Origin of the sequence: Kitasatospora sp. NPDC051853 (genome assembly GCF_044452665.1) — a bacterium.
In the GTDB taxonomy this organism is placed as follows: domain Bacteria; phylum Actinomycetota; class Actinomycetes; order Streptomycetales; family Streptomycetaceae; genus Kitasatospora.
This window is the reverse complement of record NZ_JBITBY010000008.1, coordinates 404,842-428,723: the sequence shown is the minus strand read 5'-3', so window position 1 is coordinate 428,723 and position 23,882 is coordinate 404,842. Positions and strand designations below refer to the sequence as shown.

20 protein-coding genes and 1 pseudogene are annotated in these 23,882 nt (G+C 72.7%); 10 read left to right on the top strand and 11 right to left on the bottom strand.

Translation table 11 applies throughout. The annotated features are described in order from the left end of the window. Nucleotides 1-398: 398 nt before the first annotated feature. The 3 genes and pseudogenes from ACIA8O_RS24600 to ACIA8O_RS24590 form a co-directional block, all read left to right on the top strand. Nucleotides 399-1,085: a methyltransferase domain-containing protein gene (locus tag ACIA8O_RS24600; RefSeq protein ID WP_396296155.1), complete on the top strand. Its 687-nt coding sequence runs from the start codon at nt 399-401 to the stop codon at nt 1,083-1,085. A gap of 103 nt (nt 1,086-1,188) precedes the next feature. After that, nucleotides 1,189-3,057 (top strand): SpoIIE family protein phosphatase, encoded by a 1,869-nt coding sequence (locus ACIA8O_RS24595; RefSeq protein ID WP_396296092.1) that lies wholly within the window; start codon nt 1,189-1,191, stop codon nt 3,055-3,057. 99 nt (nt 3,058-3,156) lie between these two features. Further along, a pseudogene (locus tag ACIA8O_RS24590) lies at nt 3,157-3,537 on the top strand (phosphatase PAP2 family protein); the annotation flags it as partial. Nucleotides 3,538-3,561: 24 nt separating this feature from the next. On the opposite strand, the gene ACIA8O_RS24585 reads toward ACIA8O_RS24590, so the two are convergent. The 5 genes from ACIA8O_RS24585 to ACIA8O_RS24565 form a co-directional block, all read right to left on the bottom strand. Continuing rightward, the gene (locus ACIA8O_RS24585) at nt 3,562-4,254 is read right to left on the bottom strand and encodes a response regulator (RefSeq protein ID WP_396296091.1); all 693 of its coding nucleotides are present in this window, start codon (nt 4,252-4,254) and stop codon (nt 3,562-3,564) included. A 19-nt stretch (nt 4,255-4,273) separates the two neighbouring features. After that, nucleotides 4,274-5,719: a sensor histidine kinase gene (locus ACIA8O_RS24580; protein WP_396296090.1), complete on the bottom strand. Its 1,446-nt coding sequence runs from the start codon at nt 5,717-5,719 to the stop codon at nt 4,274-4,276. A 48-nt stretch (nt 5,720-5,767) separates the two neighbouring features. Then, nucleotides 5,768-6,496: an HNH endonuclease gene (locus ACIA8O_RS24575; protein ID WP_396296089.1), complete on the bottom strand. Its 729-nt coding sequence runs from the start codon at nt 6,494-6,496 to the stop codon at nt 5,768-5,770. Next, nucleotides 6,493-7,590 carry an AAA family ATPase gene (locus ACIA8O_RS24570; protein ID WP_396296088.1) on the bottom strand — a complete coding sequence of 366 codons (1,098 nt, stop codon included), beginning with the start codon at nt 7,588-7,590 and terminating at the stop codon, nt 6,493-6,495. Before ACIA8O_RS24570 ends, ACIA8O_RS24575 begins: the two co-directional genes overlap by 4 nt. Before the next feature lie 266 nt (nt 7,591-7,856). Beyond that, complete coding sequence (locus ACIA8O_RS24565; protein WP_396296087.1) at nt 7,857-8,801, bottom strand: LysR substrate-binding domain-containing protein; 945 nt, start codon at nt 8,799-8,801, stop codon at nt 7,857-7,859. Between the two features lie 130 nt (nt 8,802-8,931). On the opposite strand from ACIA8O_RS24565, the gene ACIA8O_RS24560 reads away from it, so the two are divergent. Continuing rightward, nucleotides 8,932-9,483, top strand: a complete 552-nt coding sequence (locus tag ACIA8O_RS24560) for a peroxiredoxin (protein WP_396296086.1) — start codon at nt 8,932-8,934, stop codon at nt 9,481-9,483. 3 nt (nt 9,484-9,486) lie between these two features. Next, a complete protein-coding gene (locus tag ACIA8O_RS24555; protein ID WP_396296085.1) occupies nt 9,487-10,032 on the top strand; it encodes an alkyl hydroperoxide reductase in 546 nt (181 codons plus the stop codon). Nucleotides 10,033-10,101: 69 nt separating this feature from the next. On the opposite strand, the gene ACIA8O_RS24550 is transcribed toward ACIA8O_RS24555, so the two are convergent. The 4 genes from ACIA8O_RS24550 to ACIA8O_RS24535 form a co-directional block, all read right to left on the bottom strand. Continuing rightward, on the bottom strand, nt 10,102-11,451 hold the full coding sequence (locus ACIA8O_RS24550; RefSeq protein ID WP_396296084.1) for an AI-2E family transporter: 1,350 nt from the start codon (nt 11,449-11,451) through the stop codon (nt 10,102-10,104). 360 nt (nt 11,452-11,811) lie between these two features. Then, nucleotides 11,812-12,492 carry a transglycosylase SLT domain-containing protein gene (locus ACIA8O_RS24545; RefSeq protein WP_396296083.1) on the bottom strand — a complete coding sequence of 227 codons (681 nt, stop codon included), beginning with the start codon at nt 12,490-12,492 and terminating at the stop codon, nt 11,812-11,814. 435 nt (nt 12,493-12,927) lie between these two features. Continuing rightward, nucleotides 12,928-14,262 carry a PhoH family protein gene (locus tag ACIA8O_RS24540; protein ID WP_396296082.1) on the bottom strand — a complete coding sequence of 445 codons (1,335 nt, stop codon included), beginning with the start codon at nt 14,260-14,262 and terminating at the stop codon, nt 12,928-12,930. Nucleotides 14,263-14,543: 281 nt separating this feature from the next. After that, on the bottom strand, nt 14,544-15,338 hold the full coding sequence (locus ACIA8O_RS24535; RefSeq protein WP_396296081.1) for an isoprenyl transferase: 795 nt from the start codon (nt 15,336-15,338) through the stop codon (nt 14,544-14,546). A 354-nt stretch (nt 15,339-15,692) separates the two neighbouring features. Here ACIA8O_RS24535 and ACIA8O_RS24530 point away from each other — a divergent pair, with 354 nt between their 5' ends. From ACIA8O_RS24530 to ACIA8O_RS24520, 3 genes are all read left to right on the top strand, one after another. Beyond that, nucleotides 15,693-17,300, top strand: a complete 1,608-nt coding sequence (locus ACIA8O_RS24530; protein ID WP_396296080.1) for a chitinase — start codon at nt 15,693-15,695, stop codon at nt 17,298-17,300. A 360-nt stretch (nt 17,301-17,660) separates the two neighbouring features. Continuing rightward, the gene (locus ACIA8O_RS24525) at nt 17,661-18,077 is read left to right on the top strand and encodes a peptidase inhibitor family I36 protein (protein WP_396296079.1); all 417 of its coding nucleotides are present in this window, start codon (nt 17,661-17,663) and stop codon (nt 18,075-18,077) included. A gap of 83 nt (nt 18,078-18,160) precedes the next feature. After that, nucleotides 18,161-19,090 (top strand): hypothetical protein, encoded by a 930-nt coding sequence (locus ACIA8O_RS24520; protein ID WP_396296078.1) that lies wholly within the window; start codon nt 18,161-18,163, stop codon nt 19,088-19,090. On the opposite strand, the gene ACIA8O_RS24515 is transcribed toward ACIA8O_RS24520, so the two are convergent. Then, nucleotides 19,076-19,687, bottom strand: coding sequence for a prepilin peptidase (locus ACIA8O_RS24515; RefSeq protein WP_396296077.1), 612 nt, complete (start codon nt 19,685-19,687; stop codon nt 19,076-19,078). The genes ACIA8O_RS24520 and ACIA8O_RS24515 overlap by 15 nt on opposite strands. Nucleotides 19,688-19,769: 82 nt before the next feature. Between ACIA8O_RS24515 and ACIA8O_RS24510 the strand changes: the two genes are divergently transcribed. Further along, on the top strand, nt 19,770-20,984 hold the full coding sequence (locus ACIA8O_RS24510; protein WP_396296076.1) for a pyridoxal phosphate-dependent aminotransferase: 1,215 nt from the start codon (nt 19,770-19,772) through the stop codon (nt 20,982-20,984). 119 nt (nt 20,985-21,103) lie between these two features. On the opposite strand, the gene ACIA8O_RS24505 is transcribed toward ACIA8O_RS24510, so the two are convergent. Next, nucleotides 21,104-22,933 carry a phosphoenolpyruvate carboxykinase (GTP) gene (locus ACIA8O_RS24505; RefSeq protein ID WP_396296075.1) on the bottom strand — a complete coding sequence of 610 codons (1,830 nt, stop codon included), beginning with the start codon at nt 22,931-22,933 and terminating at the stop codon, nt 21,104-21,106. Between the two features lie 275 nt (nt 22,934-23,208). Here ACIA8O_RS24505 and ACIA8O_RS24500 point away from each other — a divergent pair, with 275 nt between their 5' ends. Continuing rightward, complete coding sequence (locus ACIA8O_RS24500; RefSeq protein WP_396296074.1) at nt 23,209-23,877, top strand: hemolysin III family protein; 669 nt, start codon at nt 23,209-23,211, stop codon at nt 23,875-23,877. Nucleotides 23,878-23,882 lie beyond the last annotated feature (5 nt).

The following is a 23,882-nucleotide window of genomic DNA, read 5'->3' as shown; positions in this document are numbered from 1 at the left end:
GCCCCGCCGCGCCACCCGGTCGCGCCACGCGGCGCGGAGGGGGAGCGCGCACCACCCCTTCCTACTCCTGAGTGCTCCCGTCATCCCGGCCAAATTCGCCCCGACCGGAACGAGTTGGCCGGAAATGGACCCTACGGTCGGTTGATCGCGCCTATTCTCGGAGGCCAGCGACGTATTGACGGCGAGCCGACAGAGGCAGAGGGAGCGGCAGGGCGGCGGCGCGGAGCAGGGTGTGACGCGGGAGCGTGACGGACCGTCACGAGCGGTACGCGGGGGGCGACGGAGGCTCCCGGGCACCGCCGGCCGACGGCCAGGGTGAAAGGTGCCTCTCAATCGTGACGACCGGACAGATATCCGATCCCGCCCAGGGTCACGGCTCCCAGCGCGACCCGCACCACCTGTGCCGCCGCCGCGCCGAGCGGGCGCTCCAGGCGGTGGCCTTCGACGCGATCGGCTCCCGGTACATGGAGGCCTTCCCGGCCAAGGCCGGGCAGCTGGAGGCCGGCGAGTGGCTGCTGGAGGAGCTGGAGCCGGGCGCCCGGGTGCTGGACGTGGGGTGCGGGACGGGTGATCCGACGGTCCGTCAGCTCACCGAGGGCGGCCTGCGGGTGACGGCGGTCGACCTCTCGGACGGGATGCTCCGGCTGGCGCGCGCCGCGGTGCCGCAGGCCGAGTACCACCGGATCGACATGTACGACCTGGCCACGCCGCGGGCGGTCCGGGCCTGGGGCGCACCGGAGCTGGGCCCCGAGGCGGCCGGGCGGTACGCGGCGGCGACGGCGTTCTTCTCCCTCATCCTGCTGCCGCAGGACGAGATCCCCGAGGTGCTCGGCCGGATCCGGACGCTGCTCAGACCCGGCGGCCTGCTGGCGCTCGGCATGGTCGAGGCCGACCTGGACCACGCGCCGCTGCCGTTCCTCGGGCACGAGATAAGGATCAGCGGGTACCTGCGGGAGGAGCTGGAGCAGACCCTGCACCGGGCCGGCTTCACCGTGGAGTGCCACGACGGCCACCCGTACGCCCCCGCCTGCACCACGCTGCCGCCGGAGGAGCAGCTGTTCCTCCGCTGTCGCCGCACGGGCTGACGGCCCGTCCGCCGCGCGGCCCCGGCAGTGCCGGGCACCACCGCACCGAGACCGACCACCCGCCCCGCCTCCCGAGACGCCAACCCTCGCAGAACGGCAGCCCGTGCGCGACCTTCCCGAGCCCCGGACGGGGCAGTCACCCGTCGTGCCGCCGCAGCGGCGTCCTCCGCTGCTGCCCGGCGGCCGGGCCCGCACCGCCGAGCGCCTGGCGTACCTGGACAACGCCACCCGGCGGATCAACAGTTCGCTCGACCTCGCCGCCACGCTGCGCAACCTGGGCAAGGTGCTGGTCCCCGCGCTGGCCGACGCGGCCGTGGTGCACCTGCGGGACCCGCTGCCCGACATGGAGCGCTTCTCCGGGAACCCCGCCGCGCTGACCATCCACCACCTGCACGGCACCCGGCTGGGGCGCCGCTCCCGGACCAGGCGGCTGGTGCCGGGCGGGGCGGTGGCCCGGGCGCTGAACCAGCAGTTCCCGACCGGCCCGGTGGTGCTGGGCACCCCCTCGGCGGCCCGGCTGCGGCCGCTGCTGGAGGAGCTGTACGGGGCCCGCACGCTCGGCCGGCTGGCCGCCGGCACGGCCCTGCTGGCGCTGCCGCTGCGCGGTCGCAAGACCGTGCTCGGCCTGCTCCTGCTGATCCGCCGACCCGGCAAGAGCGCCGCCCCGGCCACCACGGTGAGGGCCACCGCGAACAGCGAACTCCCCTCCCTGGAGCGGCAGTTCACCGGCCCGGGCGCCCCGGACGCCTTCGCGCTGACCGCCGCCTACGACGCCGCGCTGGCCTTCGACGCCACCGACACCGCGACCGCCGCCCACCTGGCCACCCAGGCCGGACTGGCGGTGGACACCGCGCTGCGCTACTCCCGCGAGTGGGAGATCGCCGACGAGCTCCAGCGCTCCATGCTGCCCACCCACCTGCCGCAGCGGCACGGCGTCCGGCTGGCCCACCGCTACCTGCCCTGCGAGCGCGGCGCCCAGGTCGGCGGGGACTGGTACGACTCCGTCCCGCTGCCGGGGAACCGGGTCGCGCTGATCGTCGGCGACGTGATGGGCCACTCGCTCACCTCGGCCGCCATCATGGGCCAACTCCGCACCAGTGCACAGACCCTGGCCGCACTCGACCTACCGCCGCACGAGGTGCTCTACCACCTGGACGAGCAGGCCCAGCGGCTCGGCCGCGAGCAGCACCTGGCCACCTGCGTGTACGCGGTCTACGACCCGATCGCCAACCGGGTGGTGCTGGCCAACGCCGGGCACGTGCCGCCGGTGCTGGTCCAACCCGACGGCACCGCCGAGCTGTTGGAGCTCCCCGCCGGGGCGCCGATCGGCGTCGGCGGGGTGGACTTCACCTCGGTCGAGCTGCCCGCGCCGCCCGGCTCGGCCCTGCTGCTCTTCACCGACGGCCTGGTGGAGACCCGGCGCCGCCCGCTGGCCACCGGCCTGGAACTGCTCCGCAGCCGGCTCGGCCACGCACTGCCGCGCACCCCCGACCAGCTCTGCCAGGAGGCCCTGCGCATCCTGCCGCCGGGCGACCGGGCCGACGACATCGCCCTGCTGGCGGCCACCTTCGACGGCATCCCGGCCGAGGACGTCGCCTACTGGTACCTCCAGCCCCGGCACGAGACCCCCGGCCGGGCCCGTCGGCTGGCCGGGCACGCGCTGCGCCGCTGGGGCCTGGAGTCGCTGGTCGACAACACCGAACTGATGGTCAGCGAGCTGGTCACCAACGCGATCCAGCACGCCACCCGGCCGGTCACCCTCCGTCTGGTGCGCACCTCGGTGCTGCGCTGCGAGGTCGGCGACGACAGCGCGCTGCTCCCCCGGGCCCGCCGCGCCGGGCCGGAGGACGAGCGCGGCCGGGGGCTCCAGATAGTCGCCCGCTGCGCCGAGCGCTGGGGCGCCACCCGGCTCGGCGCGGGCAAGGTGGTCTGGTTCGAGCAGCGCCTCCCGGTGGCCCGACCGGTGGCCTGACCGGTGGCCTGACGATCCGTCACCCCTGACTTTCGTCCACCCCGGGCCCTGCCCTTCGGGAGATCCGGCACCGGCCCGGGCTGCCTAGGTTCGTACGCCATGGAAGCCCTTGAACTCCTCACCGAGGCGGCCCTGGTGGGCCTGCTCGCCCTGCTCGCCCTGAGCTGGTGGTCGGCCAGGACGGCCGGTGCCGTCCTGGCCGGCCTCGGCACCGGCCTCGCCTACGGGCTCAGCGAACTGCTCAAGCTGCTGGTCCGGGAGGAGCGCCCGTGCCGGGGCCTGCCCGACTGCCCGCCACCCGGCGACTGGTCCTTCCCCAGCAACCACGCCACCATCGCCTTCGGCCTGGCCGCCGGCGTCCTGCTGCTCCGCCCCAGGCTGGGGTGGCTCGCCGTACCGCTGGCCGTGACGACCGCCGGGCTGCGGGTGGTGACGGGCGTTCACCACCTGCACGACGTGCTGGCCGGGGCGGTGCTCGGGGCCGCCGTGACCGCCGCCGTCCTGCTACTGGCCCGACGCCTCCGGCCGCAGTCCGGCCTCGTGGGCCAGCACCGCCGCGGCGGCCCGGTTGGCCACCCCGAGCCGGGCCAGCACGGAGCTGACGTGGGCCTTCACCGTCCCCTCCACCACGTGCAGGCGGCGGGCGATCCCCGCGTTCGGGAGTCCCGCGCCGACCAGGGCCAGCACCTCCCGCTCCCGGGCGGTGAGCACCGCGACCCGCTCCCGGGCGGCGGCGGCGCGGGCCGCCCCGGCCCCGGCCCCGGTGGCGGCCAGGTGGGCCACCACCCGGGCGGCCACCTTCGGTGACAGGTAGGCGGCGCCCTCGGCCACCGCCCGGACGCCCGCGATCAGCTCCTCCGGCTCCCCGGACTTCACCAGGAAGCCGGACGCCCCGCCGCCCAGCGCCTGCAGGATGTACTCGTCCTCGCCGAAGGTGGTCAGCATCAGGACTCCCGTGCCGGGCACCGTGCGGCGGATCTCGGCCGCCGCCGCGATCCCGTCGGTGCCCGGCATCCGGATGTCCAGCACGGCCACGTCCGGGCGGTGACGCTGCGCCAGCTCCACCGCCGCGTGCCCGTCGGCCGCCTCGGCGACCACCGCCAGCCCGGGGTCGGTGGCCAGCACCGCCCGCACCCCGGCCCGCACCATCGGCTCGTCGTCGGCCACCAGCACCCGGACGGGCGCCCCGGCACTCACCGGACACCCACGGCGGCGCTCACGGCGTCAGCAGGTCGCGGACGACCAGCCGCCCGTCCCGGAAGCACAGCCGGTAGGCGTCCCCCGAGCGGTCGTCGAACCGGTCCGCCGTCACCGCGTAGTACTCGCACTCGATGCCCTCTCCCTCCGGTGCCACCGCCCGTGGGCGGTGCACGGTCTGACGCTCCGGCAGCAGCGGGGCCAGCTCGGCCCGGCGCTGCCCGGTCTCGATCTTCGCCCAGTCCTCCGCCGCCAGCACCGCGCCCGAGGCGGACAGCGTCTCCCACCCCACCAGCCCGGCGGTCAGCACACCGCCGGTGAACAGCGGCAGCAGCACCGCCGCGACCAGCGCCCGGCGCACCCGGCGGCGGGCCCGGTGGTGCTCCGGCGGCCCGTCCCCGGCCACCGGTGCCGGGCGCGGCTCCCCCGTGTACGGGAGCCGGGCGTGCAGCCGGTGGCCGCCCGCGCCGTCCGGACCGTGGGTGAGTACGCCCCCGGCCAGCCGGACCCGCTCGTCCAGCCCGGCCAGCCCGTGGCCGCCGCCGGCGGGGACCGAACGGCCTTGTGTGGCAGGGCCGTTGACCACCTCCACCACCACCTGCCGGTCCGCGTACCGGAGCCGGACGGCGACCGGGGCGCCGGGGGCGTGCCGGGCCGCGTTGGTCAGCCCCTCCTGCACCACCCGCTCGACCGCACGGGCCACCGCGGCGGGGGCCTCGTCCACCCCCTCGTCCGACCCCTCGACGGTCAGCCCGGCGTCCAGACCGGCCGCCACGGCCTCCGCCACCAGGGTGCCGACGCTCCGTCCGCCCGGCTCCCGGGGCGCCCGGTCGCCGTCGGCGCGGAGCACCCCGATCACCTCGCCGAGCCGCTCCACCGAGGCCGCCGCCCGGGCCCGGATCTCACCCGCCGCCGCCCGGTGCTCCTCGGCCAGGCCCGGCGCCAGCTTGAGCGCCCCGGCGGAGAGGGCGATCAGCGACAGGTCGTGGCCCAGCACGTCGTGCATGTCCTGGGCGATCCGGGCCCGTTCGCGCAGCCGGGCCTGCTCGGCCGCCAGCCGCTGCTCGCGCTCCAGCTGGGCCGCCCGCTCCCAACCCAACCGGGCCAACTCCCGGTACTGGAGCCAGAACCGGCCCACCAGCCAGGGCAGCATGCAGGCCGTCACCAACACCGCGGTCAGCCGGGTGGCGGGCACCGTCCAGTCCGGCAGCACCAGCACCATCACCACTCCGGCCGTCACCGGGACGGCCAGCGCGACGACCGCCGGGAGCACCGGCCCGGGCCGCCGCCCGGCCAGCAGTGCGGCGAGGGCGGCGGGCAGCGCCCAGCCGAGGTGCGCGGTGGAGAGCCCGGCGCAGGCGCTGGCGGCCGCCGCGAGCAGCCAGCCCGGAGCGGTGGACCGGAGGTGGGCGCCCCGGAGGTCGGTGGCCCGGAGGTCGGTGGCCCGGAGGTCGGTGGAGGTCACCCGTTCGACGGTACGTGCCCCGAGGGGCCCTCGGACACCGACGAAAGTTCAGTTCCGGTGCGGACGGGCCGTCAGGGCGTAGAGCGCGCCGGCCGCCTCCGGGCCGAGGACCGCCCCGGCCAGCGGCGGGTTGGCGGAGAGCCGGTGCACGGCGCGGACCACGTCGGCCTGCCAGAGCTGGTCCAGTGCGTCGGCCACCTCGGCGGCGGTGGCGTGGTCCCCGGCCTCGGTACGGGTCAGCCAGTCCCGCAGCAGCGCCTTGACCACCGCGAAGGCCAGCCGCCGCCCCCGGACCAGCTCGGCGCGGGAGTTGAGCGCGAAGACCTCGATGGTGGCCTCGCCCTTGGCGGTCAGGCCCTGGTAGGCGCCGGACTCCAGGTAGAGCAGCAGGTGGTCGGCCGGGTCCTCGGCCGCCGGGTCGATCAGCAGCGGATCGCCGGCCGGGTCGCAGGGGAAGCGGTCGCGCTTCTGGTTGGAGTTGCAGTAGGCGCAGGCCAGCAGGTGGTTGTGCCAGTCGAAGGTGCGCAGCGGGGCGCGGGCGATCGGCTCGAAGTGGTCGATGTCGGTGCCCAGGTTGTCCCCGCAGTACATGCAGCGCAGCAGCCCCGGGGACATCTCGTGCAGCAGCGCGCGCAGCCGGGCCTTCGGCACCCGGGCGGTCCGCCAGGCCGCCCGCCCGCTGGCCGTGGTCACCCCGGCCCGCCGGATCGCCTCCGTCCGCTGCGCCAGCTCGGCCGCCAACCGGTCGTTCAGCGGCGGCCGTTGCAGCGGGATCACCGCCCACCGCCCAGTCTGTCGCGCGCCTCGTCCACCCGGGCCGCCAGCGAGGCGTTCAGCTTGGCACCCAGCTCCCGGTACTCGGCCAGCTCGGCGGCCGAGGCCCGCCCGGCGTACAGCTTCTGCTCCAGCGCGACCAGCAGCCGCCGCTCCGCCTCCGCCTGCGGCGAGTAGACGCTGGGCATGGCGAACAGCTCGGTCAGCGCGGTGTCGTCGCCGCTGCCGTAGACCACCCGCTGGTGCAGGTCCTCGTCCAGCACGTACGGGCCGCGGCGCTCGGCCGGGCCCGGCACCCGGACCAGCCCGCCCGGGTCGGCGGCCTGGCAGACGTACGGACTGTGGGTGGAGACGATGAACTGCAGGCCGGGGAAGTGCGCGACCAGCCAGTCGCCGAGGCGCTGCTGGCCCTCCGGGTGCAGGTGGGCCTCCGCCTCGTCGATCAGCACCACGCCGGTGACCGGGACGGTGGGCGGGGTGCCCTCGACCACCAACTCCTCGTCGGGGTGGGCACGGTGGACCTTGGCCAGCAGGTCCAGGACCAGGCCGACCAGCTCGCCGGTGCCGCCGTCCCCGAGCGGGGCCTCGCGGCCGGCCTCGGCGATCCGGATGCCGTCGCAGTCGATCCGGCCGAGGCGGCTCCCCGCCGGGAGCAGGCCGTCGTCGAGCAACGCCCTGACCCCGCCGACCAGTTCGACGGCACCGGGCTGGCGCTCCAGGGCCAGCAACTGCTGGCCCGTCAGCCAGGCGACGCCCTCGGTGAGGTGGCGGCGGGCCGGGTAGTGGGCCAGGAACCCGAGCGGCCCGTTGCGCCGGCACTGCAGCCCGCCGGTCTCCGTCCTGGTCACCCGCCAGTGCGCGCCGTCCAACCGGACGCCGCCCTCCTCCGCCCCCTCCGGCAGCCAGCCCAGCGGGTCGGTGGGCTCGCCGAGCGCCGCCGCGACGGCGGCCAGCAGGGTGGTCTTGCCCGCTCCGTTGGGGCCGGCCAGCACCGTCCAGCCGGCGTGCGACCCGTCCGGCCTGGTCAGGTCCAGATCGACCGCCCGGGTGCCCCGGAAACCGCGCAGGTTCTCCACCTCGACCCTGGCGACGTACATCCGCCCACCCCCATGTCCAGTGCGATCAGCCTAGGAGTTGAGTACCCGTCAGGACATGATCCGGACCGGCAACTCCACGAGAACCTTTGGGTTGACCGGCGAACGTGGCTACGCCATCGGGGGCGCGGGGAACTGCGCGCAGGGGAACGGCACCACGTGCAACCGGCTCGCCTGCCCCGACCTCACGCTGGTCCGCCTTCCGGACTCGCGCAGTTCCCCGCGCCCCTGGGGCCTTCGGCCCGGGGCCGTCGACCACCGACGCGTCGTCAGGCGACGATGCTGACCGGGAGTTCGGCGAGGACGTCGCGGAGGGCGGCGGCGAAGCGTTCGTACTCCGGGGTGCGGGCGGAGCCGGGGCGGGTGGCGAGGCCGATGCGGCGGCCGGGGGCGGGGTGGGCGAAGCGGACTGCGGAGAGGCGGTCGGTGCGGCCGGTCTCGACGTCGAGGGCGGTGGCCGGGAGGAGCGTCACCCCGAGCCCGCCGGCGACGAGTTGGACCAGGGTGGAGAGGCCGGCCGCCCGGGTGGAGCCGCCGGCGTCGGCGCCGACCTCGCGGCAGAGGTCGAGCGCCTGGTCCCGCAGGCAGTGCCCCTCCTCCAGGAGGAGCACGTCCAGGTCGAGCAGCGCGTCCCGCGGCACGTCGGTCCGCCCGGCGAGCTCGTGCTCGGGCGGCACCACCAGTACGAAGTCCTCGTCGAAGAGCGGGATGTCCCGGGTCGGCGAGGAGCCGCCCGCCGGGAGGGCGAGCAGCAGCAGGTCGAGCCGGCCGGCCGCGAGGCCGTCGAGCAGCGAGGGGGTGCGCTCCTCGTGGACGTGCAGTTCGAGGTCGGGGAAGGAGCCGCGGACCAGCCGGAGCACGGTGGGCAGCAGGTACGGTGCGACGGTCGGGATCACCCCGAGGTGGAGCGGCCCGGTGAAGGGCCGGCGGGCGGCCTCGACCTCCTCGGTGAGGGCGTGCAGGGTGGTGAGCACCCGGCGCGCGTGTTCGGCGACCCGCTCGCCCAGCGGGGTGATGATGACCTTCCGGGTCGTACGCTCGACCAGTTGCGCGCCGAGGGTCTCCTCCAGGGCGGCGACCGCCCCGGAGAGGGCGGGCTGGCTGGTGCCGCTGGCGGCGGCGGCCTCGCGGAAGTGGCGGTGTTCGGCGACGGCCAGGAAGGCCTTCAGCTGGGCGACGGTGGGGGTGCGGGGCGTGCGGGGCCTGGTGCTCACGGTACTGATAGCTCTCTCCGATCAGATGGATCGAGTCTAACGATTTCCCCTATCAGTCCCGGTGTGCGACTGTGGATGTTGTCCGGATACCGGACAAATCCCCTCAGTTTCCAAGCCTGGAGAAGCGAACGTGCTTACGATCGGTGACAAGTTCCCGGAGTTCGAACTCAACGCCTGTGTCGACCTCGACGCCGCGAACGCCTTCGCCGAGATCAACCACAAGTCCTACGAGGGCAAGTGGAAGATCGTCTTCTTCTGGCCGATGGACTTCACCTTCGTCTGCCCGACCGAGATCGCCGCGTTCGGCAAGCTGAACGAGGAGTTCGCGGACCGCGACGCCCAGATCCTCGGCGTCTCCGGCGACTCCGAGTACGTCCACCACGCCTGGCGCAAGGACCACAAGGACCTGCGCGACCTGCCCTTCCCGATGCTGGCCGACGTCAAGCACGAGCTCATGCGGGCCTGCGGCGTCGAGGGCGCGGACGGCACCGCCCAGCGCGCGGTCTTCATCGTGGACCCGAACAACGAGATCCAGTTCGTCATGGTGACCGCCGGCTCCGTCGGCCGTAACCCCAAGGAGGTCCTGCGGGTGCTGGACGCCCTGCAGACCGACGAGCTGTGCCCGTGCAACTGGAACAAGGGCGAGGACACCCTCGACGCCCAGTCCCTGCTGGCGGGCTGACCCGTGGCGCTCGACGAACTGAAGGCGGCCCTTCCCGAGTACGCGAAGGACCTGAAGCTCAACCTGAGCGCCGTGATAGGCAACTCCGAGCTGCCCTCCCAGCAGCTCTGGGGCACCGTGCTCTCCTGCGCCATGGCGACCCGTTCGGCCTCCGTGCTGCGCGAGCTGGAGCCGGTGGCCAAGGCCGAACTGAGCCCGGCGGCGTACAACGCCGCCAAGGGCGCGGCCGCGATCATGGGCATGAACAACGTCTACTACCGGACCACCCACCTGCTGTCCGACAAGGACTACGCGGGCATGCGGGCCGGTCTGCGGATGAACATCATCGGCACCCCGGGCGTCGAGAAGGCCGACTTCGAGCTGTGGTGCTTCGCGGTCTCCGCGATCAACGGCTGCGGCCAGTGCCTCGACTCGCACGAGGGCGTGCTGCGCAAGGCCGGCGTCGACCAGGAGACCATCCAGGCCTCCATCAAGATCGCCGCGGTGCTCCAGGCCGTCGCCTCGGTGCTGGACTCCGAGGCCGTGCTGACCACCGACGCGCTGGTCTGACACCGCGTCAACCGACGAGGGGCCCCTTCCGGGTGAAACCGGAAGGGGCCCCTCGTCGCGTACGGACCCTCAGGAACGCTCGGCCGCCTGCGCGGCCTGGGCCGCCTCCAGCGCCTCGAAGACCTCCTGCCCGGCCGCCGCCCGGCGGCGCAGGTGGGAGACCACCGTGTTGGTCACCGCGATCAGCGGCACCGCCACCACCGCGCCGCCGATCCCGCCGACGATGGTGCCGGCCGCGACGCCGAGCACCACCGCGAGCGGGTGGACCCGCACCGCCCGGCCGAGGATCAGCGGCTGGAGCAGGTGACCCTCCACCTGCTGCACCGCGACCAGCACCACCAGCACCATCAGCGCGGTGAACGGACCCACCGTCACCAGCGCGATCAGCACGGCGATGGCGCCCGTCACCAGCGCGCCGACCAGCGGCACGAAGGCCCCCAGGAAGACGATCACCGCCAGCGGCATGGCCAGCGGCACCCCGAGCAGCTGGATGCCGATCCCGATGCAGAGCGCGTCGATGAAGGCCACGCAGACGGTGCCGCGCACGTACGCGGTCAGGGTGGTCCAGGCCTTCGGGCCGGCCCCGGCCATCGCGTAGCGGGACTGCCGGGGCAGCACGCCGAGCAGCCAGTTCCAAATCCTGGCCCCGTCGTAGAGCAGGAAGAAGGTGGTGAAGAAGGCCAGCACCACGCCGGTGAGCACCTCGACCGCGACCGTCACGCCGGTGAAGCCGGCCGAGGTGATCTGCTCCGAGTTGGTGCCGATGGCGGTGGAGATCTGCTTGGCGAAGTCGGTGATCTGCTGCTCCGTCAGGTGCAGCGGCCCGGTGACCAGCCAGCCCCTCAGCCGTTCGACGCCGGCCTGCACCTGGTCGGTGACGTCGTGCAGGTTGGTGCTCACCTGCCAGACCACGAACCAGCCGACCAGGGCGATCCCGGCTATGCCGGCCAGGAAGCTGCTGGCCGCCGCGAGCGGGCGCGGGACGCCGTGCCGCTTCTGCCAGGAGACCACCGGCTCCAGCAGGGCCGAGACCAGCAGCGCCGCCAGCACCGCGAAGGCCACCAGCCGGAGCATGTCCACCACCCGGAAGACCAGGTAGAGCGCCCCGGCCAGGAGCAGCAGCCGCCAGGTCGACTCGGCCGCCACCCGCAGCCCCCACGGCACCGCCTCCGCCGGGGTGGCCGGGCGGACCGGGTACGGCTCGCGGGCCGGCTCCGGCCGCGGCGGCTCCACCGGGGCCGGGGCCTCGACGAAGACCCGCACCTGCGGGACGGCCTGCGGCTCCCGCGGCACCGGCAGCCCGGCACCGCCCGCCGGCTCCCGCGCCGCGCGGGCGTCCTCGGCGGCCCGCGCCGCCCGCCGCCGCAACGCCGTGCTCAACCGGGCCGCCGCCCGGGACATCCAGAGGCCCTGTGACACCTCGACACCCGCTCCCCGCTCGTGCCGTGGGTCCCGCCACGGCCGTCCGGGGACGACGCTACCGGGCCCTGCGCCGCGGCATCCACGGGTATCCCGGGCCGCTCCGGACAGACCGTGCCCAAGCGGGATGTTTCGGGCGGCACGATCGCGGGGAGGGGCCGGAGTACACGGACCAACTGTCCGCGGACCGGCCCGGAGGCACCAGGACCCCCTCCGGCCCCCGCGTTCGCACCCGGCCGCACCGCCCGCGCGCACGGTCAGCGCATCCGGGCGGCGCGGCCCACCTCTACGGGCGCCCGGAACGACGACGGCCCCGACCTGTGATCAGGTCGGGGCCGCGCGCGTGGTCTGACGTGGTGTCTAGTACCAGTGGTGGGACTGCCAGAACGTCCAGGCCCCACACGGCGAGCCGTAGCGGCTGTTCATGTAGTTGAGGCCCCACTTGATCTGGGTCGCCGGGTTGGTCCGCCAGTCCGCACCGGCCGAGGCCATCTTGGTGCCGGGCAGCGCCTGGACCAGGCCGTACGCGCCGGAGCTCGGGTTGCTGGCGGTGTAGTTCCAGCCGCTCTCGCGCTTCACGATCTGGCTGAAGCACTGGAACTGCGTCTCGTTCCCGACGATCTGGAGGGCCATCTCCTGGACCGAGCCGGGGCTGACGGTGGCCATCACGGAGCGCGCCTTGGCGCGGTTCGCGGCCTCCTCGTCGGCCTTGCGCTTGGCCTCGGCGGCCTTCGCGGCCTTCTCCGCGTCGGCCTTGGCCTGGGCGTCGGCGGCCGCCTTCTGACGGGCCGCCTCCTCGGCGGCCTTCTTGGCGGCGGCGTCGGCCGAAGCCTGCTGAGCGGTCGCCTGGGCGGCGAAGTGGTCGCTGACCGTCTGGGCGTGGGCGCCCACCGGGACGTCCTGGAGCAGGGTGGCTCCCGCGACGTCGACCGTCTGGGTCGGCTTGCCCTCGCTGCCCGAGGCCACACCTACGACCGCACCGACGGCGGTGACGGCGGTGGCGGAGGCCACGGCAACTCCCCGGACCGAGATCCGAGTCACATGGTTTCCTTCCAGCAGCACCCACAGCCGTGACCGTCCGGGTGCACCATGCCCCTGGTCGCTGGCCTCCATGGTGGTGCTCTGGTCACGGGAGACGCGGGCCCGGCACCTCTCCGGCAGGCCGGATCAGCGGTTCGTTCGGGCGGCGTACGGCTCATGGCTGTTCAGTTGTCCACCCGGCGACCGGAGTTGTCGGGTGATATGTGCCGTACGCGGGGCCTGACAGAACCCTCACCATGCCGCACGGGGGCCGGTCAACGCAATTCCCCTTCGCGTGGCAGATGTCACAACCTCCGCCACCAGGGTGTTTGACGGAGCACCGTCCGAATGACAGTCAGATCTGATGACAGCAACGGGACCTGATACTTCGTACCAGGTCCCGTTGCCCCGTCTTGCCCCGTTATGCCCTACCGGCCGGGGCCCTCCGGAGGCCCGCTAGGGGCCGACGTCCTCCAGCATCTCGGTCACCAGGGCCGCGATCGGCGAACGCTCCGAGCGGGTCAGCGTGATGTGGGCGAACAGCGGATGGCCCTTCAGCTTCTCCACCACCGCGACCACGCCGTCGTACCGGCCCACCCGCAGGTTGTCCCGCTGGGCCACGTCGTGGGTGAGGACCACCCGCGAGCCCTGGCCGATCCGGGACAGCACCGTGAGCAGCACGTTCCGCTCCAGCGACTGGGCCTCGTCCACGATCACGAAGGCGTCGTGCAGCGAACGGCCCCGGATGTGGGTGAGCGGGAGCACCTCCAACATGCCCCGGGAGATGACCTCCTCGATCACGTCCGGAGTGGTCACCGCCGAGAGCGTGTCGAAGACCGCCTGGGCCCACGGGCCCATCTTCTCCGCCTCGCTGCCCGGCAGGTAGCCCAACTCCTGGCCGCCGACCGCGTAGAGGGGACGGAAGACCATCACCTTGCGGTGCTGCCTCCGCTCCAGCACCGCCTCCAGACCGGCGCAGAGCGCCAGCGCGGACTTCCCGGTGCCGGCCCGGCCGCCCATCGAGACGATGCCGACCTCCTGGTCGAGCAACAGGTCGAGGGCCACCCGCTGTTCGGCACTGCGGCCGCGGAGCCCGAAGGCCTCCCGGTCCCCCCGGACCAGCCGCACCCGGCCGTCCGCGGTGACCCGGCCGAGGGCCCGGCCGCGCTCGGAGCTGAGCACCAGCCCGGTGTGCACCGGCAGCTCCTCCGCGCCCTCCACGTCCACCGAGGCGTCGTGGCCCGCGCCGAACAGCGCGTCCACCTGGTCACCGGAGACGTGGAGTTCGGACATCCCGGTGTAGCCCGAGGTGATCGCCAGCTCCGCGCGGTACTCCTCCGCGAGCAGACCGACCGAACTGGCCTTGATCCGCATCGGCAGGTCCTTGGAGACGACGGTGACGTCGTACCCCTCGGCCTGGAGGTTGCGCGCGACCGCGAGGATCCGGGTGTCGGCCTCGCCGCCGCCGAGGCGGTAGCCGGCCGGGAGCACCGAGGTGTCCGAGTGGTTGAGCTCCACCCTGATGGTGCCGCCCACCTCCCCCACCGGGATCGGCTCGTCGAGCCGGCCGAAGCGGACCCGGTAGTCGTCCAGCAGGCGCAGCGCCTGGCGGGCGAAGTAGCCGAGCTCCGGGTGGTGCCGCTTGGCCTCCAACTCGGTGACCACGACCACGGGGAGGACGACCTCGTGCTCCTCGAAGCGGGTCATGGCGAGTGGGTCCGCCAGGAGCACGCTGGTGTCGAGAACGTACGTGCGCCGGTCTGGTGTCCGGCGGCTCTTGGTACTGACCACTAGGCCTCCAGAGCCGGTCCCGCGACCCGGGTGGCCGGGTACCGGTCATGGTGGGTCTATTCCCTCGCCGATGACCCGGCGAACCCCCCTGGAGATCATCCTCTTGGTTAACTTTCGGTGCGTCAGCTCTCCTGCGGGACCGTGGTCCTGCGCCCGTGGGACCACAGCCCCATCCGACGGTTCCTCAGCTGACTGCGTCACTGCGGGGGCCGACCCCCGCACCCCCAGCCGCCCGTCCCCGCCCGCCGTTCCGACGCACCGGCCCTGCCGACCGGCCCGCCTCAGAGACCCATGCGCCGGTTGCGCAGCTGGAAGTCGCGCAGCGCCCGCAGGAAGTCGACCTTCCGGAAGGCCGGCCAGTACGCCTCGCAGAAGTAGAACTCCGAGTGGGCGCTCTGCCAGAGCAGGAAGCCGGACAGCCGCTGCTCGCCGGAGGTGCGGATGACCAGGTCGGGGTCGGGCTGGCCCTTGGTGTAGAGGTGCTCGGCGATGTGCTCGACGTCGAGGAGTTCGGCGAGCTCCTCGATGGAGGTGCCGCGCTCGGCGTGCTCCTGGAGCAGCGAGCGGACCGCGTCGGCGATCTCGTGCCGGCCGCCGTAGCCGACCGCGACGTTGACGGTGATCCCGTTGACGTGGGCGGTGGCCTCGGCGGCCTCCTTGAGGGTGGAGGAGGTCCGCTCGGGGAGCAGGTCCAGCGCGCCGACCGGGTGGACCTTCCAACGGCCGTCCGCGGCGAGGCGGCGGACGGTGTCCTCGATGATGCCGAGCAGCGGCGTCAGTTCGGCCGGCGGGCGGGAGAGGTTGTCGGTGGAGAGCATCCAGAGGGTGACCACCTGGACGTGCGTCTCCTCGCACCAGCCCAGGAACTCGCTGATCTTGTCCGCACCGCGCTGGTGGCCGTCCACGGTGGTGCCACCGGTCGCCTTGGCCCAGCGGCGGTTGCCGTCCAGGATCACGCCGATGTGGTGCGGGGTGTTCTCCAGGTAGACCTCGACCCGGCGGCCGTACAGCCGGTAGGCGTTGTCCAGCAGGGTGCGGAGACCCGGCGTGCGCTCGACGACGTCGCGCAGACCCAATGTAGTTCGGTCCCTCCGTGCTCGGCCCCCGGGACGGGTACCGAAAAATACCCTGCGCAGCCTACTCCGGCACCGGTCCGCACGGTAAAGCCGCAGGTACCGACCGCGTCACGACTTGACGGCCCCACCGTGACCAGGGACACGGAACGGTCTCCTGTTCCTTAAATATGGCGTAAGCCGACCGCCGACTCCTTGACGCTTGCCATTGGTCTAGTCCAGCTTTTGACCGAGAGCAGCGGACGCCCCACCGGCCGCCGCACTCACCGGAACCACAGCGGACCTTCCCTCCCCCACACGGAGCCGCCGCGCCCCCCACCGCGGCGGCTCCTCCCTCCTCCCCACAGGAGCGCATCCATGGCTCGTACGCTGTCGCAGCCGTCCCACCGGCGCCGGCGCAGCCCCGTTCCCGCCCTCGCCGCGGGCGGCACCGCGCTCGCGCTGGCCGCCACCGGCCTGGCCCTGTTCGCGGGCGGCGCCAACGCCGCCGTCGGCAACCTGGTGACCAACGGCGGCTTCGAGGCCGGGAACCTCTCCGGCTGGACCTGCACCGGCACCGCCTCCGCCGTCGCCTCCCCGGCGCACTCCGGCTCGTACGCGCTGAACGCGGCGCCGAGCAGCGCGGACACCGCCGAGTGCCGGCAGACCGTCAGCGTGCTGCCCAACACCAGCTACGCGCTGGCCGGTTGGGTGCAGGGCCCGTACACCTACCTCGGGGTCCGCGGCACCGGCGGCACCGACCCGTCGGTCTGGTCGAGCCAGTCCAGCTGGAACCAGCTCTCCACCACCTTCACCACCGGGGCGAACGTCAACAGCGTCACGCTGTACGTGCACGGCTGGTACGGCCAGGCCGCCTACCAGGCGGACGACATCACCCTGACCGGCCCGGGCGGCACCGCCTCCCCGACGCCGACGCCCACCCCGACCCCCACGGCCACCCCGACGGTCACCCCCACGGCCACGCCGACGCCGACCCCGACCGTCACGCCCACGCCGACGCCGACCCCCACGCCGACGCCGACGCCCACCCCGACCCCCACGGCCACCCCGACCGGCCCGGTCACCGACCTGCCGAAGCACGTGCTCACCGGCTACTGGCACAACTTCGACAACGGCGCGACCGTCCAGAAGCTGAGCGAGGTGCAGAGCGCCTACGACATCATCGAGGTGTCGTTCGCGGACGCCGTCCCGACCAGGACCGGCGCGATCACCTTCCAGCTCGACCCGGGCCTGTCCAGCAAGCTCGGCGGCTACACCGACGCGCAGTTCCGCGCCGACGTGAAGGCCAAGCAGGCGGCAGGCAAGAAGGTCGTCCTCTCCATCGGCGGCCAGAACGGCGCCATCACGGTCAACGACGCCACCGCCGCGACCGCCTTCACCGACACCGCCTACTCGGTGCTGAAGGACTACGGCTTCGACGGCATCGACGTGGACCTGGAGAACGGGCTCAACCCGGAGCACCTGGGCAACGCCCTGCTCAACCTCCAGGCGAAGATCGGCCCGAAGTTCGTCCTCACCATGGCGCCGGAGACCATCGGCGTCTACTCCACCGAGGGCGCGTACTTCAAGCTGGCGCTCAAGACCAAGTCCATCCTCACCGTGATGAACACCCAGTTCTACAACTCCGGTGGCATGAACGGCTGCGACGGCAAGGTCTACACCCAGGGCACCATCGACTTCATCACCTCCCAGGTCTGCACCCAGATCCAGGGCGGTCTGCGGCCCGACCAGGTCGGCATCGGCGTCCCGGCCTCGACCAAGGCGGCCGGCGGCGGCTACGTGGCCCCGAGCGTGGTCAACAACGCGCTCAGCTGCCTGGCCACCGGCACCAACTGCGGCTCCTTCGTCCCGCCGGCCAAGTGGCCGACCATCCGCGGCGCGATGACCTGGTCGACCAACTGGGACGCCAACAACGGCAACGCCTTCTCCAACACCGTGGGCCCGTTCGTCCACTCCATGCCGTAACACCTCCCCCGGTGCGCGCCCTATGAGGGTGGGGTCGCGCACCACCGAGGCCCGTCACGCCGCTCCGGGCGTGGCGGGCCTCTTGTCGTTTTTCGCCACACCAGTCACACCAGTCACTGTGGTGCGCTTCACGTTTCGGCCTCCACTCCGTGGCATATGCCCCCTGACGGTCCGTCAGGCGGGGCCGCCCCTCCGGATTCCGGACGGTCCGGGGCGACATGACAAGGTCTTGTGATGGCCGGTTAGCCCCCTAGGCCGGTCGGTTGGCGCGCATAGGATCGAATTGTTGCGAGCGGATGAATTCCACCGCACCGCGATGAACAGTTCGGCAACCTTTCATCCTTATTCCGAGGAGTGGGAATGCGAGCTTTCAAGAAGGCCGTCATCGGTTTCGTCAGCGCGGCCGCGCTGACCGTCGGCATGGCGGGCGCCGCCTCGGCCGCCAGTTACGACGGGGTCTGCGACTCGTCCGGCGGCGGTGAGGCGTGCCTCTACTTCAACTACAACTACACCGCACCGTTGTACGACACCCTGTACAGCAAGCCCAGCTACGGGACCAGCACGTTCTACGGCTCGGGCATGAACATCAACAACAACGTCGGGTCGGTCTGGAACCGCGACCCCGACTCCTCGCTGAAGCTCTACACCGGTGACAACTACACCGGCAGCCGGAAGGTCATCGCCGGCGGCGGCAAGTTCAACACCTACGGCGACGCCACCTTCCAGAACACCTTCAGTTCGCACTGTTTCTCGTCCAACCCGGGCTGCCCGGCCTGATTCACAGCGTGAGGCGCCCCGACGTCACCGGGGCGCCTCACCGGAATTATCCGAGCCGATTCAGGAAATTCGAGGAATTCACCGTGCCCAGCCCCGTCCGCTTCCGGATGCTCGCCGCTCCCCTGCTGCTCGCGCTGGCCGGCTGCCAGTCCGGTGGCGCGACCGCACCGAGCGCGTTCTCCGGCGCCCTGCCGACCAGGGCGGTGGCCGGTGCCACGGTGCCCGTGCTCCCGCTGGACGCCTACCAGCTGACGACCGATCAGCAGGAGCGGCTCCAGCAGGCGGCCGACCGGCTGGCAACGGCCTGCATGCGGGCCAAGGGGCTCGACTGGCCCGCACGCCCCGTCGCCGTCGGCCAGGAGCACGACGGCAACGAGCGGCGCTACGGCGTGAGCGACACCCGCACGGTCGAGACGCTCGGCTACCGGCTGCCGCCACCCGCCGGGGCGACCGCCGCCCAACTGGCCGACCGGAAGCAGCAGCTGGAGAACCGGAAGGCCGCCATGGCCGGTGCCGCGCTCGCCGCGTACACGGGCGAGAAGCCGGGGGCCACCACTCCCGACGAGGCCGGCCGCGGTGGCTGCCGCGGAGAGGCCGCGCAACGACTCGGCCTTCCGGCCGGAGCAGCCGACGGGGCCGACGCGGTCGACGAGGCGGTGCAGGAGGGCTGGCAGCGGACCGTCGCCGACCCCCGGGCCAAGGCCGCCGACGCGGCGTGGAGCAGTTGCATGCAGGAGGCCGGCCTCAGTTACCCCGACCCCCACCAGGCCGCGGGCGACCCGGCCTGGCGCCCCGGTGCCCCCGGCCTCGGCGCCACCCCCGACGCGCGGGAGATCAGCACCGCCCGGCACGACCTCGACTGCAAGCGCCGCACCGGCTACCTGACGGTCTGGCAGACGGTGGAGACCGAGCAGCAGAACGCCCTGCTCAAGGAGCGCGGGCCGCAGCTGTCGGCCGCCGCCGACGGCTGGCGCCGGGCGCTGGCCGCGGCCGAGGAGCTACTGCGCCAGTAGCACCGCGGCCAGCGTGCCGAGCAGCAGCGGCGGCCCGAAGGCCAGGTCGTCCCGGCGGCCGGCCCGGCGGGTGGCGAGCAGGGCGACCGCCCAGAGGCCGGCGAACAGGACGGCGAGGAGCAGGCCGGAGCGCACGGTGGACCAGCCGGTGACGGCCAGCAGGGCGCCGAGGCTGGGGGCCAGCTTGGCGTCGCCGAGGCCGATCGGGACCAGCAGGGCGAGCAGGGCGAAGCCGAGCCCCAGGGCCAGGGCCGCGAGCAGGCAGCGCAGCAGTGACTGGCGCTCCGTCAGGACCAGCAGGGCGGCGGTGCCGAGGGCCAGCGGGAGGGTGAGCACGTCGGGCAGGCGGTGCACCGAGGCGTCGATCAGGCCGAGCGGCACGCCGAGCAGGGCCAGCCAGACTAGCACCGGCCAGCCCGGCGCCCCGTACCCGTACCCGACCGCGGCTCCCACCGCCACCGTCACGGCGGCCTGCGCCGGCAGCGGCACCGGCCGTGCCGTCTCCCCTTCGTAGGGCACGGCCCAGCGGAGCACCGCCCAGCGCACCCACACCACCGCGGCCAGTCCCGCCAGCGCCCCGCCCAGAATCGCCGTCACGGTCCACAGCCTTCCAGAACACGTGACGCTGTGGGCAAGACCACTGCGGAACCGGGGCCTCCCGCCCGTAGCATTACCGAGCATGCAGGTCATCCAGTCCAGCAAGCTCGCCAATGTCTGTTACGACATCCGCGGCCCGGTGCTCGACGAGGCGATGCGACTGGAGGACCAGGGCCATCGCATCCTCAAGCTGAACACGGGCAACCCCGCCGCCTTCGGCTTCGAGGCGCCGCCCGAGATCCTCCAGGACATCCTGAAGAACCTCTCCTCCGCGCACGGCTACGGCGATTCCAAGGGCCTGCTCTCGGCCCGCCGCGCCATCGTGATGCACTACGAGGACCGCGGCCTGCACGGCCTCACGGTGGAGGACGTCTTCCTCGGCAACGGCGTCTCCGAACTGATCCAGCTGGCCATGACGGCCCTGCTGGACGACGGCGACGAGGTGCTCGTCCCGGCCCCCGACTACCCGCTGTGGACCGCCTCGGTCTCGCTGGCCGGCGGCACCGCCGTGCACTACCGCTGCGACGAGCAGTCCGAGTGGTACCCGGACCTGGCCGACATCGAGGCCAAGGTGACCGACCGGACCAGGGCGATCGTGGTGATCAACCCGAACAACCCGACCGGCGCGGTGTACCCGCAGGAGGTGCTGGAGGGGATCGTCGAGATCGCCCGCCGGCACAAGCTGGTGCTCTACGCGGACGAGATCTACGACAAGATCCTCTACGACGACGCGGTGCACGTCCCGCTGGCCACCCTGGCGCCGGACCTGTTCTGCGTGACCTTCAACGGGATGTCCAAGTCCTACCGGGTGGCGGGCTTCCGCTCCGGCTGGATGGTGCTCTCCGGCGACCGGCACCGGGCGGCCAGCTACATCGAGGGCCTGACCGTGCTGGCCAGCATGCGGCTGTGCGCCAACATGCCCGCCCAGCACGCGGTGGCCGCGGCGCTCGGCGGCCGACAGTCCGTCAAGGACCTGCTGCTGCCCGGCGGCCGGCTGCTGGAGTCCCGGGACGCGGCGTACGAGCTGCTCAACCAGATCCCGGGGGTCAGCTGCGTCAAGCCCAAGGGCGCGCTCTACGCCTTCCCCCGGCTGGACCCGCAGGTCTACAAGATCAAGGACGACGCCAGGATGGTGCTGGACCTGCTCCGGGCCAAGCGCATCCTGATCGTCCAGGGCACCGGCTTCAACTGGCCGGAGCCGGACCACTTCCGGCTGGTCACCCTGCCCCGCCCGGAGGACATCACCGACGCCGTGACCCGGATCGGCGACTTCCTCTCCGGCTACGTGCAGCCGTAGCGCGCGTCCCGGAAGCACGGCAGAACGGCCGGAGCCCCGCCCGGACGATCCCCAGAGGGTTGGGATCGTACGGTCGGGGCTCCGGCCGTTCGGTGACGCCGCGTCAGCTCACCCGGGCATCAGCCCAGGCGCTCGACCAGCGCCTCGTACTCGTCCCAGAGCGCCTTCGGCGTGTGCTCGCCGAACAGCTCCAGGTGGGCGGGGACCAGCGCGGCCTCCTTGCGCCAGATCTCCTTGTCGACCGAGAACAGCAGGTCGAGGTCGGCGTCGGCGATGTTCAGGCCCTTGAGGTCGAAGCCCTCGACGGTCGGCAGCACGCCGATCGGGGTCTCGACGCCGGCGCCGGTGCCCTCCAGGCGCTCGACGATCCACTTCAGCACGCGGCTGTTCTCGCCGTAGCCCGGCCAGACGAAGTCGCCGCCGGCGTTCTTGCGGAACCAGTTGACGTAGTAGATCTTCGGCAGCTTCGAGGCGTCGGCCTCGGCGCCGAGCTTCAGCCAGTGGGCGAAGTAGTCGCCCATGTTGTAGCCGCAGAACGGCAGCATCGCGAACGGGTCGCGGCGCAGCTCGCCGACGGTGCCCTCCTGGGCAGCGGTCTTCTCGGAGGCGATGTTGGCGCCCAGGAAGACGCCGTGCTGCCAGTCGAAGGACTCGGTGACCAGCGGGACGGCGGTGGCCCGGCGGCCGCCGAACAGGATGGCCGAGATCGGCACGCCGCCCTGGTCCTCCCACTCCGGGGCGATGGTCGGGCACTGCGCGGCCGGGACGGCGAAGCGGGCGTTGGGGTGGGCGGCGGGGGTGCCGGACTCCGGGGTCCAGTCGTTGCCGCGCCAGTCGGTGAGGTGGGCCGGCGGCTCCTCCGTCAGGCCCTCCCACCAGACGTCGCCGTCGTCGGTGAGCGCGACGTTGGTGAAGACCGTGTTGCCCCAGAGGGTGTCGATCGCGTTGGCGTTGGTGTCGGTGCCGGTGCCGGGGGCGACGCCGAAGAAGCCGGCCTCCGGGTTGATGGCGTAGAGCTGGCCGTCGGCGCCGAAGCGCATCCAGGCGATGTCGTCGCCGATGGTCTCGACCTTCCAGCCCGGGATGGTCGGCTGGAGCATCGCCAGGTTGGTCTTGCCGCAGGCGGACGGGAAGGCGGCCGCGATGTACTTGGGCTCGGCGCCGCTCGGCGGGGTGAGCTTGAGGACGAGCATGTGCTCGGCCAGCCAGCCCTCGTCGCGGGCCATGGTGGAGGCGATCCGCAGCGCGTAGCACTTCTTGCCGAGCAGGGCGTTGCCGCCGTAGCCGGAGCCGAAGGACCAGATCTCGCGGGTCTCCGGGAAGTGCGAGATGTACTTGGTGGTGTTGCACGGCCACGGGACGTCCGCCTGGCCCTCGGCCAGCGGGGCGCCGACGGTGTGCACGGCCTTGACGAACTCGCCGTCCTCGCCGAGCTGGTCCAGCACGGCCTGGCCCATCCGGGTCATCACGCGCATGGAGACGGCGACGTAGGCGGAGTCGGTGATCTCGACGCCGTACGCGGCCAGCGGGGAGCCGACCGGGCCCATGGAGAACGGCACGACGTACATCGTGCGGCCCTTCATCGCGCCCTTGAAGAGGCCCTCGGCGCCGGTGAACAGCTCCCGCATCTCGGCGGGGGCCTTCCAGTTGTTGGTCGGGCCCGCGTCCTTCTCCTGCTCGGAGCAGATGTAGGTGCGGTCCTCGACCCGGGCGACGTCGGTCGGGTCGGAGGCGGCGTAGTAGGAGTTGGGCCGCTTCTCCGGGTTCAGCTTGGTGAAGGTGCCCTGGGCCACCAGCTGGTCGGCGAGGCGCTGGTACTCCTCCTCCGAGCCGTCGCACCAGACGACGGCGTCCGGCTGGGTCAGCTCCGCGATCTCGCTCACCCAGGCGAGCAGGCGCTTGTGACGGGTCGGCGCGGTTGCGCTGAGCGCAGAGATCTCGTTCGACACGATCGCTCCGTTTCACGCCATCTCGTCGGGGAGGCGGCGTCGCGGTGGTTGAGGGTGTCTACACCGTAGCTCCGCCCTCAAGGCCGGGACACGGCACAGAGGCGTGATTGGCGGAATTTTTACGCCTTCTTGTCCAAGTACCGATGGGTAACAAGGCTTCGGCGTCCCTCCTTGGACCCCCGAGTGCCACCCTCGAACACTCCAGAACGTACAAAGGTGGCGATCATCACTTCCTACACGTCGGTAACCTACGGGACCGTAGGTAGGATCTGGCCATGACGGATGCTCTGACGCAGGCCCTGGCCGAGATCAAGCCCAAGTGGCGCGGATGGCTGCACGCGGGGATGTTCCCGGCCTCGGTGGCCGCCGGAATCGTGCTGATCTGTCTGGCCGGCTCGACCCAGGCCCGGATCGCCTGCACCGTGTACTCGATCAGCGCGTGGATGCTGTTCGGCGTGAGCGCCGTCTACCACCGCTTCGACTGGGGCCCGCGCGGCGACGCGATCCTGCGCCGGCTCGACCACGCGAACATCTTCCTGATCATCGCGGGCTCGTACACCCCGTTCACCATCCTGCTGCTGGACGGCGGCCGGCAGCAGGTGCTGCTCTGGCTGGTCTGGGGCGGAGCACTGGCGGGGATCGCCTTCCGGGTCTTCTGGGTCGGCGCGCCGCGCTGGCTCTACACCCCGTGCTACCTGGCCCTGGGGTGGGCGGCGGTCTTCTTCCTGCCGGACTTCCTGCGCACCGGCGGGGTCGCGGTCCTGGTGCTGATGCTCGTCGGCGGCGTGCTCTACAGCGTGGGCGGCGTGGTGTACGGACTCAAGAAGCCGAACCCCTCACCGCGCTGGTTCGGCTTCCACGAGGTCTTCCACGCCTTCACCCTGGGGGCGTTCATCACGCAGTACGTCGGGGTCTCCCTGGTCGCGTACAGCGTCGCCCACTGAGGGGC

What these genes read in the sequence shown, in the direction of transcription:
- ACIA8O_RS24570 (WP_396296088.1), bottom strand. Translation starts at nt 7,590, where the DNA reads ATGTACGTCGCCAGGGTCGAGGTGGAGAACCTGCGCGGTTTCCGGGGC.
- ACIA8O_RS24530 (WP_396296080.1), top strand. Translation starts at nt 15,693, where the DNA reads ATGGCTCGTACGCTGTCGCAGCCGTCCCACCGGCGCCGGCGCAGCCCC.
- ACIA8O_RS24525 (WP_396296079.1), top strand. Translation starts at nt 17,661, where the DNA reads ATGCGAGCTTTCAAGAAGGCCGTCATCGGTTTCGTCAGCGCGGCCGCG.
- ACIA8O_RS24510 (WP_396296076.1), top strand. Translation starts at nt 19,770, where the DNA reads ATGCAGGTCATCCAGTCCAGCAAGCTCGCCAATGTCTGTTACGACATC.
- ACIA8O_RS24500 (WP_396296074.1), top strand. Translation starts at nt 23,209, where the DNA reads ATGACGGATGCTCTGACGCAGGCCCTGGCCGAGATCAAGCCCAAGTGG.